The following is an 18,199-nucleotide window of genomic DNA, read 5'->3' as shown; positions in this document are numbered from 1 at the left end:
CTGCCTCCTTGGAAAGACTCTGGATTGCTTCGCTTCGTTCGCAATGACGGATAGTGTGATGCTGTGATGACTCCATCAGGCGCCTTCTCTTTCGACACTCCCGGCGACGCAGAACGCGCGGCCGAATTGCGCCGCGTGAAAGCGCTGGCGACCATGGTGCTGGGTTCGACGCTTGTCCTGTTCGTCGTCGCGAAATGGCTGCTGCCGGTGCATCCCGTGTTCGGATTCATCGCGGCCTTCGCGGAAGCCGCGACCATCGGCGGGCTCGCCGACTGGTATGCGGTGGTCGCGCTGTTCAAGCGGCCGCTGGGTCTGCCGATCCCGCACACCGCGATCATCCAGAGCAATCAGGCCCGCATCGCCGACAAGCTCGGCGAATTCATTCAGGTGCATTTCCTCGAGGCTGCTCCCGTCGAGGCCAAGCTGAACGAGATCGATTTCGGCTCCTTCGTCGCCGACTGGCTGCGTGATCGTAAGCGCAGTGACGACCTTGCGCGCTTTGCGCTGCGCCTGCTGCCGGAGGCCGTCTCCGCGACCGAGAGCTCCGGTCTGATGACCTTCATCATCCGGCGCATGTCATCGCAGCTCGAGGCGATCGACCTCGCGCCGCTCGCGGCCGGCACGCTGCGCGGCTTCGTTGCCGAGGGGCGTCACCAGATCCTGTTCGACGATCTCCTGCGCGTGATGCACGAGACGCTGAACCAGACCGAGACGATGGCGATGATCCGTGAGAAGGTGCGGGCGGAATTGCCGACCCTGCTCAGGCTCTATCGCGCCGACAAGTTTCTGGTGAACAAGATCGTGGCCTCCGCCACCGCGTTCTTCAATGAAGTGCGCAGCGATCCCAAACATCCGTTCCGCGGCGAGTTCGATCGCATGGTGCTGAGCTTCGTCGACCGGCTCGGCACCGACCAGGCCTATATCGACCGCATCGACGGTTTGAAACGCGATCTGCTCGCGCGTCCCGAGCTCGCCGATCTCGCCCGCACCGTGTGGGCCAACACGCGGTCCTTCATCGAGCGTAGCGCAAGCGGCGAGACGCAGGTGCTGCAGCATCATCTCGCCGGTATGTGTGTCGCGGCCGGCGAAGCGCTTGCCGGCGATGCCGAGCTGCGCGGCGAGATCAACAAGGGCCTGGTCGCGGTGCTGCGCAGTTTCGTCGCGGACCAGAAGAGCGGCGTTTCGACCTTCATTTCCGACCAGGTCAAATCGTGGGACATGGCGCAGCTGATTTCGCTGATCGAAATCAACATTGGCCGCGACCTGCAATACATCCGATTCAACGGTTCGCTGATCGGCGGGCTCGCGGGCCTTGCGCTTTACTCCGTAGAATTCCTGCTTCGATTGTTGTGACTTTTGCGTCACGGACGCCAGCATTAGCGCCCCGGCCTATTGTGGCCCGGTGTGTCTCCCGCTTGAATGTCGGGAACCCGCTGCCTAGCTGATTCATGCTGCGTTGCGGAACGATCAAGAAGCCGGCGTGTTGGAATCCCATACCCATTTGCCGGCAAACAACCGGTGGCCTTTTCAGCAATTCTCCCAAGGGGACCATTGATGACTGCTACTGCCCAGACGCTGAGCCCGCCGTCCCGCACCCTGATGTTCCTGGAAGGGCGAGCGATCCACGAGTTCGGCGCATTCCTTGGCGCGCTGCCGCTGCTCAGCCTCGCGCCGCGCGGTGATGGACATCCGGTGCTGGTACTGCCGGGCCTCGTGGCCTCAGACTCATCCACGCGCGCGTTGCGCACGTTTCTGTCGGGCAAGGGCTACGCGGTGAGCGGCTGGCGCCAGGGCCGCAATTACGGCCTGCGCGATGGTGTGCAGCACGCGATGGTGGATCTGGTTCAGGAGCTCAGCGACAGGCACAGCCGCAGGATCAGCCTGGTCGGCTGGAGCCTCGGCGGTCTCTATGCGCGCCAGCTCGCCAAGATGATGCCCGACCGCGTACGCCAGGTGATCACGCTCGGCAGCCCCTTTGCCGGCGATCCGCATTCGACCAATGCCTGGCGCGTCTATGAATGGGCGAGCGGGCGGAAGTCCGACGAGGTCGATCCGCAGTTCGGCGGCGATCTCGCCGTTCCGCCGCCGGTGCCGACCACGGCGATCTTCAGCCGCACTGACGGCGTCTGCGCCTGGCAGGGCTGCATGGAGAAGTCGGGCGCGCAGACCGAGAGCATCGAGATCGAGAGCAGCCATTGCGGCATGGGCCATCATCCCGCCGCTGTCTTCGCGGTGGCTGATCGCCTTGCGCAGAAGGAAGGCAGCTGGCGGCCCTTCGACCGCAGCGGCTGGCGCAGCGTGGTCTATCCCGATCCGCATCGGTAGGGCTCTTCTTCACCTCGCCCCGCTTGCGGGGAGAGGTCGGATCGCATCGGACATGCGATCCGGGTGAGGGGGACTCTCCGCGAGTCCAACTCCCACCGTTTCTGAGGAAGCAGCCCCTCACCCCAACCCTCTCCCCGTAAGGACGGGGAGAGGGAGAAGCAAGACCGTCGCACCCGTCCATTGTCGCGCCGGCACCAAACGCGCTATGCCTCGCACATGGCGCATCCGTTATCCCGCATCATCGAGCAGCTCAAGCGCGAGCCGTCGCGCACCGGCTCCATCGTCATCACGGTGTTCGGCGATGCCATCGTGCCGCGTGGCGGCTCGGTATGGCTAGGCACCCTGCTGGAATTCTTCGAAAGTCTGGACATCGACAGCGGCGTGGTGCGTACCGCGATGTCGCGGCTTGCCGCCGATGGCTGGCTGACGCGCGAGAAGGTCGGCCGCAACAGCTTTTATCGCCTGGCCGACAAGGGCCGCCAGATCTTCGAGGCCGCGACACGCCATATCTACGATCCGCCGCCATCCGACTGGACCGGCCGCTTCGAACTGCTTCTGATCGGCAATGGTGAGGATCGCGACGCCTCGCGCGAGGCGCTCCGCAATGCCGGCTTCGGCAGCCCGCTGCCGGGCGTGTGGGTCGCGCCGTCAGGCGTGCCAGTGCCGGACGAGGCCGCGGGCGCTATCCGTCTGGAGGTCTCGGCCGAGGATGACAGCGGTCGCCGGCTGCTCAGTGCGAGCTGGCCGCTGGATCGCACCGCGGACGCCTATCTGAAGTTCATGAAGACGTTCGAGCCGCTGCGCACCGCGATCGCGCGCGGCACGGAGCTGTCCGAGGCTGACGCCTTCACGGCGCGCATCCTCCTGATCCACCATTATCGCCGCGTTGTGCTGCGCGATCCGCTGCTGCCCGAAAGCCTGCTTCCGGCGAACTGGCCAGGCAAGGCCGCCCGCGCGTTGTGCGGCGACATCTATCGCGCGCTGCTTGCCCCATCGGAACAATGGCTTGATGGCCACGGAACAAATGAAAAGGGGTCATTGCCGCCGGCGCGAAAACTCCTGGAACGGAGATTCCAGACTTGATTATTATGTTACAGAAATATCTTGCATGATATAATTCTTGTTATATATTGCCTCTCAATAAAATGGGAGGATGCGCATGTATACCCAGGCGCTGAACACGACCGAGGCGGATGACCGCAGCCTCGAGGACGCAGCTAAGGCGGCGCAGTTTCAGGCCCGCATCGATGCCGAGGAGCGCATCGAGCCGAACGACTGGATGCCGGCGGCCTATCGCAAGACGCTGACCCGCCAGATCTCCCAGCACGCTCATTCCGAAATCGTCGGCATGCTGCCCGAAGGCAACTGGATCACGCGCGCACCGTCGTTGCGCCGCAAGGCCGCGCTGCTCGCGAAGGTGCAGGACGAGTGCGGCCACGGGCTTTATCTCTATGCCGCGGCCGAGACACTCGGCACCTCGCGCGAAGAGCTGGTCGACGCCATGCTCGCGGGCAAGGCAAAATATTCCTCGATCTTCAACTATCCGACGCTGACCTGGGCCGACATCGGCACCATCGGCTGGCTGGTCGACGGCGCCGCGATCATGAACCAGATCCCGCTGTGCCGCTGCTCCTACGGCCCCTATGCCCGCGCGATGATCCGCGTCTGCAAGGAGGAGTCGTTCCACCAGCGCCAGGGCTATGAGATCATGCTGACGCTGTGCCGCGGCTCGGACGAGCAGAAGGCGATGGCGCAGGATGCCCTGAACAGATGGTGGTGGCCGGTGCTGATGATGTTCGGCCCGCCGGATGCCACCAGCCAGCACAGCGACACCTCGACGAGATGGAAGATCAAGCGCTTCTCCAATGACGAGCTGCGGCAGAAATTCGTCGATGCCACCGTGCCGCAGGCGCAATATCTCGGCCTCACGATTCCCGATCCCGGCATGATTCAGGATGCGGATGGGCACTGGCGCTACAGCGAGATCGACTGGACCGAGTTCAAACAGGTGCTCGCCGGCAATGGCCCGTGCAACCGTGACCGGATGGCTGCGCGCCGCAAGGCGCACGACGAGGGCGCCTGGGTACGCGAGGCGGCAGCTAGCTATGCCGCGAAGCGGGCGCAGCGTCGAACTGCACAAGCGGCAGAGTAGGGAGATCACGATGGCCACGCCGAACACGCCGCTGTGGGAAGTCTTCATTCGCAGCCGCAACGGGCTCGCGCACAAGCATGTCGGCTCGCTGCATGCGAGCGACGCCACGATGGCCCTGCAGGCTGCCCGCGATATCTACACGCGTCGCGGCGAGGGTCTTTCGATCTGGGTCGTGCCGTCGACGGCGATCACCGCAAGCGATCCCGCCGAGAAGGGCATGATGTTCGAGCCAGCGGAATCGAAGATCTACCGGCACCCGACGTTTTACGAGGTGCCTGAAGAAGTGGGGCACATGTGATGGCGAGCGCCAACACCCAGGTCTCCGAAACGCCGCTGGTGCTCTACGCGTTGCGCCGCGCCGACGATGCGCTGATCCTCGGCCACAGGCTGTCGGAATGGTGCGGGCACGCGCCGATGCTCGAAGAGGATATGGCGCTCTCCAACATCGCGCTCGACCTCATCGGCCAGGCCCGCGAGCTCTACACCTACGCAGCCAAGGCCGAAGGCAAGGACAACGACGAGGACAAGCTCGCCTACCTTCGCGATGTCAGGCAGTATCGCAATCTGCTGCTCCTCGAGCAGCCGAACGGCGACTTTGCCCAGACGCTGGTACGGCAGTTCTTCTATTCCGCCTTCGCCGATCTCTACTGGCGCGCCATGATGATCTCGCGCGATACGACGCTCGCTGCGATTGCCGCGAAGTCGGAGAAGGAGAGTGCCTATCATTTGCGGCATTCCTCGGAGTGGATCATCCGACTCGGCGACGGCACCGACGAGAGCCATGCCCGTGCCCAGGCTGCGATCGATCATCTCTGGGCGTTCACCGGCGAGATGTTTGCCGTCGACGACGGCGAGCGCGCCTTGATCCATGCCGGTATCGCCGTAGACCCAGGGACCTTGCGGGGTCGCTGGCTGACGACACTCTCGGATGTGATCGGCGAAGCCACGCTCAAGCTGCCGCAGAACGACTGGATGCAGCAGGGCGGCCGCATGGGTCGGCACAGCGAGCACCTCGGCCAGCTTCTCGCAGAGCTGCAATCGATGCAGCGCACTTTCCCGGGGCAGACATGGTGACGGTGCTGGAGCCCCATAGCGAACTGCGCCAACGGGCCTGGGATGCCGCGGCGAGCGTGGTCGATCCCGAAATCCCGGTTTTGACCATCGCCGATCTCGGCGTGCTGCGTGATGTCGTACTCGACGGCGATCAGGTCGAGGTCGCGATTACCCCGACCTATTCGGGCTGCCCGGCCATGAACATGATCGCGCTGGAAATCGAGGTCGCGCTGGAGCGCGCCGGTTTCCGCAGTCCAAAGGTCCGCACCGTGCTGTCGCCGGCCTGGACCACGGACTGGATGAGCGAAGAGGGCCGCCGCAAGCTGCGCGCCTACGGCATCGCGCCGCCGCAGGCTTCGAATTCACGCCGCGCGCTGTTCGGCGAACAAGCCGTTGCGTGCCCGCAATGCGGCTCGGCGAATACCGAGTTGCTGTCCGAATTCGGCTCCACCTCCTGCAAGGCGCTCTGGCGCTGCAGGGCCTGCCGCGAACCCTTTGATTATTTCAAGTGTCATTGACCATGTCAGCAGCCGCACCACGCTTCCATCGCCTGGCCGTCAACGACCTCCGCCGCGAGGCGTCGGACGCCGTATCGCTGACATTCGCCATCCCGGCGGAGCTTGCGACCGACTACGCCTTCACGCCCGGCCAATACCTCACGCTCCGCACCATGCTGGATGGTGAGGAAGTGCGCCGCTCCTATTCGATCTGCTCCGGGCCCGACGACGGTGAGATACGCATCGCCGTCAAGAGGGTTGATGGTGGCGCGTTTTCGAGCTGGGCAGCGGACGATTTGAAGTGCGGCGACGCGCTGGACGTGATGACGCCCACGGGACGCTTTGGTGTGATCCCGCCGGCCGGCGCCGGGCGTATCCATGTCGGCTTTGCCGCCGGCTCCGGCATCACGCCGATCCTGTCGATCGTCAAGGGCACGCTTGCGCGCGAGCCGGACAGCCAGTTCTTCCTGTTCTACGGCAATCGCACCACCGACAACATCATGTTCCTCGAGGCGCTCGAAGAGCTCAAGGATCGCTTCATCGATCGGCTCTCGATCTTCCACGTAATCTCGGGCGAGGAGCAGGACATTCCGATCCTGCACGGCCGGCTCGACGGCGACAAGGTGAAGGTAATTGTTGCGTTCGCTGGTGCCGGCGGAAAGCGTCGATCACGTCTTCATCTGCGGTCCGTCCGGTATGAGCGAGGACATCGAGGCGACTTGCCGAGGGCTCGGCATCGCGGAAGAGCGTATCCATGTCGAGCGCTTCGTCTCCGAGTTCGGTGGCAAGCCGCGGCCGAAGAAGATGGTTGCGCCGGACGCGCCGCCGAAAGCGATCGCGTCGCTGATCATCGACGGCAAGCGCCGCGACGTGCCGGTTGCCGAGGACGAGGCGATCCTGGATGCCGCGCTACGCGCCGGCGTCGATCTGCCGTTCGCCTGCAAGGGCGGCATGTGCTCGACCTGCCGTGCAAAACTGGTGGAAGGCGAGGCGCCGATGGACATCAACTACTCGCTGGAACCTTGGGAGCTGAAGGCTGGCTTTGTCCTGACCTGTCAGGCCAAGCCATCGTCGGAGCGGGTCGTGGTCGACTACGACCACGTTTGACAGTTTTAGCCAGGCAGCAGAACATCGTGTCCAAACAATCGGACGGGAGAAGCGCGTGAACGTCAAAGCCGCCTTGTCGCCCGAGGATGTTGCCCGCGCCTGCGCCGATGCGATGTGGGCGGAGGACGATGCCTCCAAGGGACTCGGCATGGAGATTGTCGAGATCGGACCGGGCTATGCGACGCTGGCGATGAACGTGCGGCCGGACATGGTCAACGGTCAGCGCATCGCCCATGGCGGTTTCATCTTCACGTTGGCAGATTCCGCTTTCGCTTTCGCGTGCAACTCGCACAACGACCGCGTCGTGGCGGCGCAGGGCCAGATCACCTTCATCAAGCCGGGCAAGCTCGGCGATCGCCTCGTCGCAAGAGCGCGCGAGATCACGCGCGGCGGCCGCTCCGGCATCTATGACGTGCGCGTCACCGCCGGCGATACAGTCATCGCCGAATTTCGCGGGCATTCGCGGGTCATTCCCGGCAATTGGCTGCCGGCGCAGGATCAATAAAGAAAAGCAATGATGCGGGGAAACGAGGATGGCTCTGACGAGGCTCAAGGAAGGTGGTAACACCTATCGCGCCGAAATGGATGCGCATGAGCGCGCATCGCGCGACGAGATCAAGGCGCTCCAGACGGAGCGGCTGGCCTGGTCGTTGAAGCACGCCTACGACAACGTCGCGCACTATCGCAACGCCTTCGACGCGGCCGGCGTGCACCCGTCCGACTTTCGAGAGCTCTCGGACCTTGCGAAATTTCCGTTCACCGTGAAGACGGACCTGCGCGACAATTATCCCTTCAACATGTTTGCCGTGCCCCGTGAAAAGTTGGTGCGCGTGCACGCGTCCTCCGGCACGACGGGCAAGCCGATCGTGGTCGGCTATACACAACGCGACATCGACACATGGTCGGACGTGATGGCGCGCTCGATCCGCGCCGCCGGCGGTCGAACTGGCATGATCATCCACAATGCCTATGGCTACGGTCTCTTCACCGGCGGGTTAGGGGTGCACTATGGCGCCGAAAAACTCGGCTGCACCGTGGTGCCGATCTCCGGGGGCATGACCGAGCGGCAGGTGCAGCTCATCAACGACTTCCGGCCCGACATCATCACGGTGACGCCGAGCTACATGCTGGCGATCCTCGACGAGTTCAAGCGCCAGAAGCTCGATCCGCGTCAATGCTCGCTCAAGGTCGGCATCTTCGGCGCGGAGCCCTGGACCAATGCGATGCGCGGCGAGATCGAGGACGCCTTCGACATGGATGCGACCGACATCTACGGTCTTTCCGAGGTGATCGGGCCCGGCGTTGCGCAGGAATGTATCGAGAGCAAGGACGGCCTGCACATATGGGAAGACCATTTCTATCCTGAAGTGATCGACCCCGACACCGGTGCGGTGCTGCCTGACGGGGAGAAGGGCGAACTGGTGTTTACCTCGCTCACCAAGGAAGCCTTTCCGGTGATCCGCTATCGCACCCGCGACCTGACGCGGCTTCTGCCGGGCACGGCGCGGCCCGGCATGCGACGGATGGAGAAAGTGACGGGGCGCTCGGACGACATGATCATCCTGCGCGGCGTCAACCTGTTCCCGACCCAGATCGAGGAGGTTCTGCTCGCCACCGACTGGTGCGGAGGGCATTTCATTCTGGAACTGACCCGCGAAGGCCGCATGGACGAGTTGACCATCATTGCCGAGGCGCGGCCGGAGAGCTGGGACGGCCGGGGCCTTCTCGACCATGCGAGCCGGATCTCGACGCACATCAAGAACACCATCGGCATCAGCTCCAGGGTGAGCGTGGTTGCGCCGGCCACGCTGGAACGCTCGCTCGGCAAGGCCAAGCGCCTCTACGACAAGCGGCCCAAGGATTAGGTCCCCTCATGGTGAGGGGGCGCGTAGCGCCGTCTCGAACCATGCAGGCCAGGATGCTGCAACGCGGGCCTTCATCCTTTGAGACGCTGCTGGCGCGGCTCCTCGGGATGAGGGGAGGCAGGTTGACTTGGGTCTCTCCAAGGGCGACAAGGCCGGCGAGAAATCGCGGGTCTTTCCATGTCAATAGCCGATCCCAAAGCCGTCGATGCGCGCTGTGTGCGCCTCACCGCGAAGGCCGAGAACGCGGCTGCGGTTGCGCCGGTGGTTGAGCCTCACGCGCTTGTTCGCGGCCCTAACGATCTGCTGATCGAGGTGAAGGCCGCCGCCGTCAATCCGTCCGATGTCAAGGCCGCGACCGGGCTGATGCCCTATGCCGTCTTCCCGCGCACGCCGGGTCGCGATTACGCGGGTGTAGTGATTGACGGGCCGGCCGGTATGATCGGCCGCGAAGTGTTCGGCTCCTCCGGCGATCTCGGCATCCGTCGCGACGGCACCCACGCCAGCCATCTCGTCGTTGAATCTGACGCGGTTGTCGACAAGCCGAAAACCGTATCCTGGGAGGAGGCCGCCGGCATCGGCGTGCCCTTCGTCACCGCCATGGAGGGCTTTCGCCGCGCCGGCATTCCAAAGCCCGGGGAAACGGTGCTGGTATTCGGCGTCAACGGCAAGGTCGGTCAAGCGGCGGTGCAGATCGCGACCTGGCAGGGCGCGCGTGTCATCGGCGTGGTGCGCAAAGCGGAAGCTTATGAGGGCCATACCAACGCGGCCATCGAGGTGATCGACGCTTCCGCGACCGACGTCGCCACACGCGTGCGCGAGTTGACCGGGAGTAAAGGTGCCGACATCGTCTTCAACACGGTCGGCGATCCCTATTTCCAGGCGGCGCACAAGTCGCTCGCGCTTCGCGGCCGCCAGATCCTAATCGCCGCGATCGACCGCATCGTGCAGTTCAACATCCTCGAATTCTACCGCGGGCAACACACCTATGTCGGCATCGACACGCTCGGCCTCTCGTCGATCGCGACAGGCGCTGTGCTGCGTGACCTCGGCCCGGGCTTCGCGAGCGGGCACCTGAAACCGTTCGCGATCAAGGCGAACGCCGTCTATCCGCTCGAACGCGCGAAGGAGGCCTATGTCGCCGTTGCAGGCTCGTCGCGGGATCGCGTGATCCTGAAGCCTTGATCATGGAATCGTCCACCCAACTCGTCATCCTCGCGGGTCTCGTCATTGGCCTGGTTTACGGCGCCGTCGGCCTGCTCAGCGGCTTCTGCCTGATGAGCAGCATGCGCGGCTGGCTGGCGAAGGGGGATGGGCGGCTGGTACGCACCTACGCGTTGGCGATCGCGGTTGCGACCGCCGCGAGCCAATTCCTCGCCGGCAACGGCATGGTAGATCTCGGCAAATCGATCTACCTGCAACAGTCCTTTTCGGTGCCGGTGCTGTTTCTCGGCGGACTTCTGTTCGGCTACGGCATGGTGCTGTCGAACGGCTGCGGTTCGCGCGCGCTGGTGCTGCTCGGTCGCGGCAATCTCCGCTCCTTCGTCGTGGTGGTCGTGCTCGCGATCGCCGCGCAGATGACGCTCAAGGGCCTGATCGCGCCGGCGCGCATCGCGCTGGTCCAGGCCTCGCAAACCACGGTCAATTTGAATTCGCTGCCGTCACTGTTGGCGACGTTCGGTCCAGCAGAAGCGGTTTCGCGCGCGATGGCTGCTGCTGTCGTCGTCGTTGCGCTGATCCTGTTTGCTTTCGCGCACCCGGCGTTCCGGCGTTCGCCCGGCCAGATCGCAGCCGGTGTCATCGTCGGTCTCCTCGTCGCCGGCGGCTGGCTCGTCACTGGCTATCTCGGCGCGGACGATTTCAACCCCGTCCCAGTGACCTCGCTCACCTTCATCGCGCCGATCGCGGACAGCCTGCAATACGCCATGCTCTCGACCGGCCTGACGCTGAATTTCGGCATCGCGACAGTTGGCGGCGTCTTCGTTGGCAGTCTGGTCACCGCGCTTGCTACGGGCCGTTTCCATCTCGAAGGCTATTCCTCGCCACGCCACATGCTGCGATCGGCGGGTGGCGCCGCGCTGATGGGCATCGGCGGCGTGATGGCGTTCGGCTGTTCGATCGGGCAAGGGCTCACAGGCGTGTCAACGCTCGCGCTGGGCTCCTTCGTCGCCGTCGCCGGCATCCTGCTCGGCACGACGGCGGGCTTGCGCGGGGTCCTGCGCGTTCAGCCGTTCGCGGTAGCCTGACGGCGCAGCATACGATCGCCGAGCGTTGCAAAGCCAATGCCAGCGATGATCAGTCCGGCCGCAACGGCAAGACTAGTATCAATAGGCTCGCCCAGCAGGATCGCAGCGCAGGCGATCCCGACGAGCGGCGTTCCAGTGGTTCCGAGCGCCGTCGTCAGAGCCGAGATGCTCTTGTTGACCATCGACATGGCCCAATAAGCCAGCGCCGTCCCGATCAGACCGGAGTACAGGAACAGCAGGACGAGTTTCCATGACCATTCCGCGTGCGGCAGCCCCTCCACGATCATCGCAGCCGCTGACAGCACGATCGTGGCAACGAGCACTTGCCAGATTAGGAGCTGAAGTGGCGATGCGATCCAGCGATGGGCCCGAATATAGATGATATTCGCCGCCCATGAGATCGCGGCCAGGATCACCATGCCTGCGCCGAGCACGACGTTGGTGTTGGTCCAGTCGATCGATGCCGGATTCAGGATCACGGCAAGGCCGATCAGCCCGAGCAAGGCGCCGGCCAGCTTTGGCGCGGTCAGCGTGTCCTTCCCGAGCAGCGGCGCGGCGATCGCGACCCAGAGCGGCGTGGTGTAGCCCAGCACGATGGCCTTGCTCGCGGGCAGGAAGCGCACACCAGTCGCAACCAGCACCGAGAACACCGTCATGTGCAGCAGTGCGACGCTGAGGATTACCGGAACGTCGCGCCGCTCCGGGATCACCAGATTGTTGCTCAGTCCGAGGATCGCGAACAATCCGGCCAGCGCGATCCAGCTGCGGATTGCCGACGTCCACAGGGGTGGGAGGAACTGGACGAGCTGCTTCGTCACCGACCAGTTCACGCCCCAGGCCAGCACGACGATGAGAAACAGGCCGACGGCCGCGCGGGGTGAGAGGGAGTTCATCGCAAAATCCTTGAAGCAGTTCTATCAGGCGAATAGCATCCTGTTTGGCACCTGAAAAAGTGCCAGATCGGAAAGGATTAAGGTGCCAGTTCCGGACAGCATGATTTCCGCCCTGATCGACCTGAACCGGGCCGACGACGACGGACTGGTGGCTCAGCTGACGAGCCAGCTCCGAAGCTTGATCGCGACGGGCCGCCTCAGCAAAGGCCGCACGCTGCCGTCGAGCCGCCGGCTTGCGAGCGATCTCGGCGTCTCGCGCAACACCGTCAGCTATGCGTTCGAGCAGCTCGCCGCCGAGGGATATCTCGAGGCCTCGCACGGCCGCCGTCCGATGGTCACGGTCGAGGGCGGCGAGCGCATTGCAGAGGCGGGCGCCGTTGCATCTCGCATGCGCCTTGGCAGGCCGCGGCTTTCGCCTTGGGCTTCGAACCTCACGCAGACCGACTGGCCGATGTCTTATCAGGCGCGACTGAGACCCTTGCGTCCCGGGCACGGCGATTTCCGGGAGTTTCCGAACGAGGTCTGGGGCGCGTTGCCTGCGCCGCAGCGCCGTGCGCGCGGCGAAGCGCGAGCTCGGACCGGTCAACCGGACGCGCCTGCGCGAGGCGCTGGCGCATTATCTCGCGGCCAGCAGGGGCGTGCGCACGACGGCGGATCAGATCCTGATTCTGCCGAGCGCACAGGCGGCGCTGACCTTGATTGCGGCCGCCCTCATCACGCCCGGCGACGACGTCTGGGTCGAGGATCCCGGCTACCCCGGCGCCGCAGCCGCCTTCCGCGCGTCCGGTGCGCGCGTGACCGGGATCAGGTTGGACGAGCAGGGCATGCAGCGGATTCCGGGGATAGCGACCCCGACATTGATCTTCATGACGCCGTCGCACCAGCACCCGACCGGTCGCCTGATGTCGCTCTCGCGCCGCACGGAATTTCTTGGCCTGAGCAGGCCCGGCAAGACCTGGATCGTGGAGGACGATTACGACGGCGAATTCCACTATGATAGCCGGCCGGTGCCGGCCTTGCAGGGACTCGATGCCCATGGCCGCGTGTTCTATGTCGGCACGTTCTCCAAGGCCATGACCTCGGACATCCGGCTCGGTTACCTCGTCGTTCCGCCGGCGCTGGTCAACACCTTGGAGATCGCACAGCGGCACATCGGGCTGATCGCCCCGAGCCACGTCCAGGAAGCGCTGGCCGAGTTCATTGCCGACGGGCATTTCCTGGCGCACCTGCGCCGGATGCGCCGGATCTATCACGCTCGTCGCGATCACCTCGTCGACGGACTCGAGCGTCATCTCGGCGAGGTACTCTCTGCCGAAGTGCCCCCGGGCGGCATTCAGCTCGTCGCGCGTCTCAAGCGCGGTCGCGCCGACCAGGCGGCGGTCAAGCGGCTGGTCGAAGCGGGCGTCGAAACGCGCGCCCTGTCCGGCTTGGCAGTGGGCAGGCCGCGCGATCACGGCCTGCTGCTCGGCTTCGCGGCCTGGCGCGAGAGCGAGATCACCGCGGCGTTGCGAACGATGGCGTCGTGCTTCTAGCGCCAGCGTCCTAGGCCACAGCCCTGGTCACGATCCGGATTTCCGAGGTCAGCGTCCGGTGCACCGGGCATTTGTCGGCGATCTCCATCAATTTCTTGCGCTGCTCGGGATCGAGCGCGCCGTCCATCGCGATGTCGCGCTCGATCTGGTCGAGCATGCCATCGCGCGTCTCGCATTCCGCGCAGTCTTTTGCATAGATCTTGGAATGCTTCAGCGAGACGGTGACACGGTCGAGCGGCAGCGACTTGCGGTCGGCATAGAGGCGCATGGTCATGGAGGTACAGGCCCCGAGGCCAGCGAGCAGGAGATCGTAGGGACCAGGGCCGGCATCCTCGCCGCCGGCGGCGACCGGCTCGTCCGCGGTCAGGTGATGCGGACCGACGGAGATGGTCTGGTTGAACTTGCTCTTGCGGGTCTCCTGCACCACGACCCGGCGCTGTGCCTCGGGGAGATCCATTGCCTTCGCGGGTTTGGCTGTGTCGATGTACCGGCTTGCCCAGGCGGCGATCATGTCGGCTGCGTAGAGCGCATCGGCCGGCTTGGTCAGCAGATGATCCGCGTGATCGAGCGAGACGAAGCTCTTGGGATGCCGGGCTGCGACGAAGAGCTTCGTCGCATTGTCGATGCCGACGGTATCGTCGACCGGAGAATGCATCACCAACAACGCCTTGTGCAGGCCGGTGACGTCTTTCATCAGCTCGTGCTCGGCGATGTCGTCGAGGAATTCGCGCTTGATCCGGAACGGGCGTCCCGCAAGCGAGACTTCAACCTCACCTTGCGTGCGAATGTCGTCGAGATGCTCTTTGAACAGACCGGTGACGTGCGCGGGATCGGATGGTGCCGCAATGGTCACAACCGCCTTGGCTTCCGGGATTTGTCCTGCTGCCGCAAGGATCGCAGCGCCGCCGAGGCTGTGACCGATCAGGATCGACGGCGCCTTGCGAACGCTACGCAAATGATCGGCGGCGCGCACGAGATCGGCGACATTGGAGGAAAACGTCGAATTGGCAAAATCCCCTTCACTGGAGCCGAGCCCGGTGAAGTCGAAGCGCAGCACCGCGATGCCCTTGGCGGCGAGCGCGACCGAGATGCGTTTGGCGGCCAGAGTGTCCTTGCCGCAGGTGAAGCAATGCGCGAACAGCGCGAAGGCGGCAGGCTCGCCGTCCGGCAGTTCGAGCGCGGCCGAAAGCTGATGGCCGCCTTCGCCGGTGAATTGAAAGCGTTCCGTCGGCATGGGCATCCCCCCGTCCTTGCTTAAACCTAATCGCCCGAATAGCGCTGCTCGGCCCAGGGATCGCCGCGGTTATGGTAGCCGCGGACTTCCCAGAAGCCCGGCGCGTCCTCGGTCAGGAACTCGATGGCCTGGAGCCATTTGGCGCTCTTCCAGAAATACAGATGTGGCACCACCAGCCGCACCGGGCCGCCATGTTCGTCCGACAATGGCTCACCGGACCAGCTATGGGCGAGCAATGCATCCTCGGCGGCAAAGTCGTCCAGCGCGAGGTTGGTGGTGTAGCCGTCATGGGAATGCAGCACGACGAAGCGCGCGTCCTCGCGCGGCTGGCAGGCCGCGAGCAGCTCGCGCGTAGCGAGCCCCTCCCACTCATTGTCGTAGCGCGACCAGGTGGTGACGCAGTGGATGTCGGAGATGAACTGCGCCTGTTTCTGGGCGGCGAACTCGGCAAAGGTCCAGAACACGGGGTTCTCGATCGCGCCGTAGACGTCGAGCCGCCAGCGCTCGCGCGAAATCGGCGGCACGACGCCGAGATCGAGCACCGGCCAGTCTTTTGTCAGATGCTGGCCGGGCGGCAGGCGCTGATCTTCCGGGCGCGTGACCTTGCCGGTCAAAAAGCGGCCTTCGCGCGCCCATTTCTCCTTGGTGCGCGTCAGCTTGCTGTCGGGGCGCTCGTTGTCTTCGGCCATCGGCTACTCGTGTCGGTGCATCGCGGAGGCGTGCTTGGTGTCGCGCATGGTGGAATAGATGATCAGTGACAGGCAGATGATGCCGGCGAGATAGTAGTAGAACCACTCCTCATGCCCGATGCTCTTGAAATAGAGAGCGATCGCCGGCGCCGTGCCGCCGAACAGCGAGACGGTGATCGCATAGGGCAGACCGACGCCGAGGGCGCGGACATTGGTCGGGAACAGCTCGGCCTTCACCACGGCGTTGATCGAGGTGTATCCGGCGACGAACAGCCAGGCGCAGCAGATCAGGATGAACGCGATGAAGGGCGACTTGGTCTCCTTCAGCGTCATCAGGAGCGGCACGGTTGCGAGCGTGCCGGCGACGCCGAAGAAGATCAGCAGCGGCTTGCGGCCGATCTTGTCGGAGATGGCGCCATAGATCGGCTGCAGGATGGTCGCGAAGATCAGCGTGCCGAAGATCACGAACGTGGTCTGGTCCTCGGTCAACCCCACCGAAAGCTTGACGAAGGTCTGCATATAGGTGGTGAAAGTGTAGAACGCCGCAGTGCCGCCCGCGGTCAGGCCGACCACCAGGAGCAACTCGCGGGGATAGCGCAGCAAATTGGTGAGCGAGCCGGTCGGCTTCACCACCTTTCTGGCTTCTTCGAAGGCCTCGGTCTCGTGCAAGCCGCGCCGCATCACCGCAGCAAAGATCGCGAGCGCCGCACCGATCGCAAACGGGATGCGCCAGCCCCAGGCTCTCAGTTCCTCCGGCGTGAGGAAGATCTTTTGCAGAAGCAGCAGCACGATGATCGCGGTGAGCTGGCCGCCGATCAGGGTGACGTATTGGAAGCTCGAATAGAAGCCGCGGTGCTTGGGGTCGGCGACCTCGCTGAGATAGGTGGCGCTGGCGCCGTATTCGCCGCCGAGACTCAAGCCTTCGATGACGCGGGCGAGCGCCAGGATCACCGGCGCGGCGAAGCCGATCGTGGAGTAGGTCGGCGTCAACGCGATGATCAGCGAGCCGAAGCACATGAAGACGACCGACAGCGTCAGCGAGATGCGCCGCCCGTAATGATCGGCGATATAGCCGAACAGCCAGCCGCCCAGCGGCCGCATCAGGAAGGTCGCCGCGAAGACGACGGCGACATTCAATTGCTGCACGACGGGATCGTTGCCGGGAAAGAAGGCGGGAGCGAAATAGAGCGCAAACGCGGTGTAGGCGTAGAAGTCGTACCACTCGACGAGATTGCCGATCGAGCCGATGAAGATCGCCTTGATCCGGCGCTTGGCGTCGGCGACGTCAATGTGGTCGGAGGCCGGTCGGGTTATTTGTTCAGTCACGTCCGGCCTCTCCGTGTGTTTGGAGAGGTCTACATCGCCTTTCCAAGCAAAAATGGCAACTGGCGGGGGCCTCTGACGGTTCCCTGGGACCAGGTCACCGTGCCTGCCGGATCGAGGGCGAAGTCCGGAATTCGCTTCAGCCATTCCTCCAGCGCAACCTGCATCTCCATGCGCGCAAGGTTCGAGCCGACGCAGCGGTGGATGCCGAGGCCGAAGGCGGCGTGGCGGTTCTCGCGGCGGTCAATCACGACCTTGTCAGCATCCGGAAACATTTTCGGGTCACGGTTGGCGGCCGGGAAGGACAGCAGCACCATGTTGCCCGGCTTGACCGGGCAGCCTGAGATCGTGGTCTCCTTGACCACTTCGCGCGCCATCGTCACCGGCGAATAGGCGCGCAGCAGCTCTTCCACCGCGGTCGGGATCAGCCCGGGCTCGGCGACCAGGCGCTCGCGGTCGGCGGGCGTCCGGGCGAGGTGCCAGAGCGAGGAGCCGATCGCGCTCCAGGTGGTGTCGATGCCGGCAATCAGGAGCAGGCGCAGCGAGCCCAGCACGTGCGAATCCTCGAGTGGATTGCCGTCCTTGTCCCTTGCATTCATCAGATAGGAAATGAGGTCGTCGGTCGGCTTGCTCTTGCGCGCCTCGATATGGCCGCTGAAATAGACGGTCATCTCCTGCACCGCCTGAAGCAGCGTGTTTTCGTCCTTGATGCCAAGTTCCAGGATCATGTGGATCCAGCGGATGAAGAGATCGCTGTCTGTCTCGGGGATGCCGAGCATGTGGGCGATCGCGCGAACCGGAATGTGCTTGGTGTAGCGCTCTGCCGCGTCCAGTCGGCCTTCAGTGATAAAACCGTCGATCAACTCGTTGCAGATCGCGCGTACCCGCGGCTCCAGCTTCTTCATCGCGTCCGGCGTGAACGGCGGCAGCAGCAATTGCTTGGCTGGCTTGTGCACCGGCGGATCGGACGTGATCGGCGGGGCGGAGTTTCTGCTGGTGATCTCCGGCCGAACGTCGCGGACGATGATGCGACGCGAGGAGAAATGCTCGCTGTCGTTGGCGATCTGGCGCACCGCTTCATAGGTCGTCGGCAGGTAGCAGCCGAGGAAGCGGTCGGTATGCACGACCGGGCTTGCGGCGCGCAGCTCGTCCCAGATCGGGAAAGGATCTTCCGTCCATTGCGGATCGGTGTGGTCGAAATCGTGGACCCAGTCGGTCACGGGCGGATGGGCGGCGGGCTGGCTGACGTCGGACATCTCGAAATCCCTTGGGGCTCGTGTTCGCGG

16 protein-coding genes and 2 pseudogenes are annotated in these 18,199 nt (G+C 64.3%); 13 read left to right on the top strand and 5 right to left on the bottom strand.

Features of this window, described 5'->3' with window-relative positions; all coding sequences use genetic code 11:
- The first annotated feature begins 66 nt into the window (after window positions 1–66).
- The 12 genes and pseudogenes from ACVIN2_RS08840 to ACVIN2_RS08785 all read left to right on the top strand — a co-directional run bounded on the left by ACVIN2_RS08840 (window position 67) and on the right by ACVIN2_RS08785 (window position 11,242).
- Window positions 67–1,353, top strand: coding sequence for a DUF445 domain-containing protein (locus ACVIN2_RS08840; RefSeq protein WP_456765310.1), 1,287 nt, complete (start codon window positions 67–69; stop codon window positions 1,351–1,353).
- Between the two features lie 201 nt (window positions 1,354–1,554).
- Entirely contained in the window at window positions 1,555–2,325 is a 771-nt protein-coding gene (locus ACVIN2_RS08835) for an esterase/lipase family protein (RefSeq protein ID WP_456765309.1), read from the top strand.
- A 216-nt stretch (window positions 2,326–2,541) separates the two neighbouring features.
- Entirely contained in the window at window positions 2,542–3,408 is an 867-nt protein-coding gene (gene paaX, locus ACVIN2_RS08830; RefSeq protein WP_456765308.1) for a phenylacetic acid degradation operon negative regulatory protein PaaX, read from the top strand.
- 76 nt (window positions 3,409–3,484) lie between these two features.
- Window positions 3,485–4,477 (top strand): 1,2-phenylacetyl-CoA epoxidase subunit PaaA, encoded by a 993-nt coding sequence (gene paaA, locus ACVIN2_RS08825; RefSeq protein ID WP_456765307.1) that lies wholly within the window; start codon window positions 3,485–3,487, stop codon window positions 4,475–4,477.
- Between the two features lie 10 nt (window positions 4,478–4,487).
- Window positions 4,488–4,775, top strand: a complete 288-nt coding sequence (gene paaB, locus ACVIN2_RS08820; RefSeq protein ID WP_008136594.1) for a 1,2-phenylacetyl-CoA epoxidase subunit PaaB — start codon at window positions 4,488–4,490, stop codon at window positions 4,773–4,775.
- Window positions 4,775–5,551, top strand: a complete 777-nt coding sequence (gene paaC / locus ACVIN2_RS08815; RefSeq protein WP_456765306.1) for a 1,2-phenylacetyl-CoA epoxidase subunit PaaC — start codon at window positions 4,775–4,777, stop codon at window positions 5,549–5,551. The genes paaB and paaC overlap by 1 nt, the downstream gene beginning before the upstream one ends.
- Window positions 5,545–6,048 (top strand): 1,2-phenylacetyl-CoA epoxidase subunit PaaD, encoded by a 504-nt coding sequence (paaD, locus tag ACVIN2_RS08810; RefSeq protein ID WP_456765305.1) that lies wholly within the window; start codon window positions 5,545–5,547, stop codon window positions 6,046–6,048. The genes paaC and paaD overlap by 7 nt, the downstream gene beginning before the upstream one ends.
- A gap of 2 nt (window positions 6,049–6,050) precedes the next feature.
- Window positions 6,051–7,134: pseudogene (gene paaE / locus ACVIN2_RS08805) on the top strand (1,2-phenylacetyl-CoA epoxidase subunit PaaE).
- Between the two features lie 55 nt (window positions 7,135–7,189).
- Window positions 7,190–7,639: a hydroxyphenylacetyl-CoA thioesterase PaaI gene (gene paaI / locus ACVIN2_RS08800; RefSeq protein ID WP_456765304.1), complete on the top strand. Its 450-nt coding sequence runs from the start codon at window positions 7,190–7,192 to the stop codon at window positions 7,637–7,639.
- Between the two features lie 28 nt (window positions 7,640–7,667).
- Window positions 7,668–8,999, top strand: coding sequence for a phenylacetate--CoA ligase PaaK (gene paaK / locus ACVIN2_RS08795; RefSeq protein WP_456765303.1), 1,332 nt, complete (start codon window positions 7,668–7,670; stop codon window positions 8,997–8,999).
- Between the two features lie 177 nt (window positions 9,000–9,176).
- Window positions 9,177–10,181 carry a quinone oxidoreductase family protein gene (locus ACVIN2_RS08790; RefSeq protein WP_456765302.1) on the top strand — a complete coding sequence of 335 codons (1,005 nt, stop codon included), beginning with the start codon at window positions 9,177–9,179 and terminating at the stop codon, window positions 10,179–10,181.
- 2 nt (window positions 10,182–10,183) lie between these two features.
- Entirely contained in the window at window positions 10,184–11,242 is a 1,059-nt protein-coding gene (locus ACVIN2_RS08785; RefSeq protein ID WP_456765301.1) for a YeeE/YedE family protein, read from the top strand.
- On the opposite strand, the gene ACVIN2_RS08780 is transcribed toward ACVIN2_RS08785, so the two are convergent.
- Window positions 11,221–12,135 carry a DMT family transporter gene (locus tag ACVIN2_RS08780; protein WP_456765300.1) on the bottom strand — a complete coding sequence of 305 codons (915 nt, stop codon included), beginning with the start codon at window positions 12,133–12,135 and terminating at the stop codon, window positions 11,221–11,223. The genes ACVIN2_RS08785 and ACVIN2_RS08780 overlap by 22 nt on opposite strands.
- A 100-nt stretch (window positions 12,136–12,235) precedes the next feature.
- On the opposite strand from ACVIN2_RS08780, the pseudogene pdxR reads away from it, so the two are divergent.
- A pseudogene (gene pdxR, locus ACVIN2_RS08775) lies at window positions 12,236–13,667 on the top strand (MocR-like pyridoxine biosynthesis transcription factor PdxR).
- A 10-nt stretch (window positions 13,668–13,677) separates the two neighbouring features.
- Here the strand turns inward: pdxR and ACVIN2_RS08770 are convergent.
- Genes ACVIN2_RS08770 through ACVIN2_RS08755 form a run of 4 tightly spaced genes read right to left on the bottom strand, consistent with a single transcriptional unit; the run spans window position 13,678 to window position 18,169 of the window.
- Window positions 13,678–14,901, bottom strand: a complete 1,224-nt coding sequence (locus tag ACVIN2_RS08770) for a bifunctional alpha/beta hydrolase/OsmC family protein (RefSeq protein WP_456769674.1) — start codon at window positions 14,899–14,901, stop codon at window positions 13,678–13,680.
- A 26-nt stretch (window positions 14,902–14,927) separates the two neighbouring features.
- Window positions 14,928–15,590: a sulfite oxidase-like oxidoreductase gene (locus tag ACVIN2_RS08765; RefSeq protein WP_456765299.1), complete on the bottom strand. Its 663-nt coding sequence runs from the start codon at window positions 15,588–15,590 to the stop codon at window positions 14,928–14,930.
- A gap of 3 nt (window positions 15,591–15,593) precedes the next feature.
- A complete protein-coding gene (locus ACVIN2_RS08760) occupies window positions 15,594–16,916 on the bottom strand; it encodes an MFS transporter (RefSeq protein ID WP_456765298.1) in 1,323 nt (440 codons plus the stop codon).
- Between the two features lie 29 nt (window positions 16,917–16,945).
- Window positions 16,946–18,169: a cytochrome P450 gene (locus ACVIN2_RS08755; RefSeq protein ID WP_456765297.1), complete on the bottom strand. Its 1,224-nt coding sequence runs from the start codon at window positions 18,167–18,169 to the stop codon at window positions 16,946–16,948.
- Window positions 18,170–18,199: the final 30 nt, after the last annotated feature.

Source organism: Bradyrhizobium sp. USDA 3650, assembly GCF_054057395.1.
The sequence above is the reverse complement of the archived record's forward strand: the minus strand, read 5'-3'. Positions and strand labels throughout refer to the sequence as shown.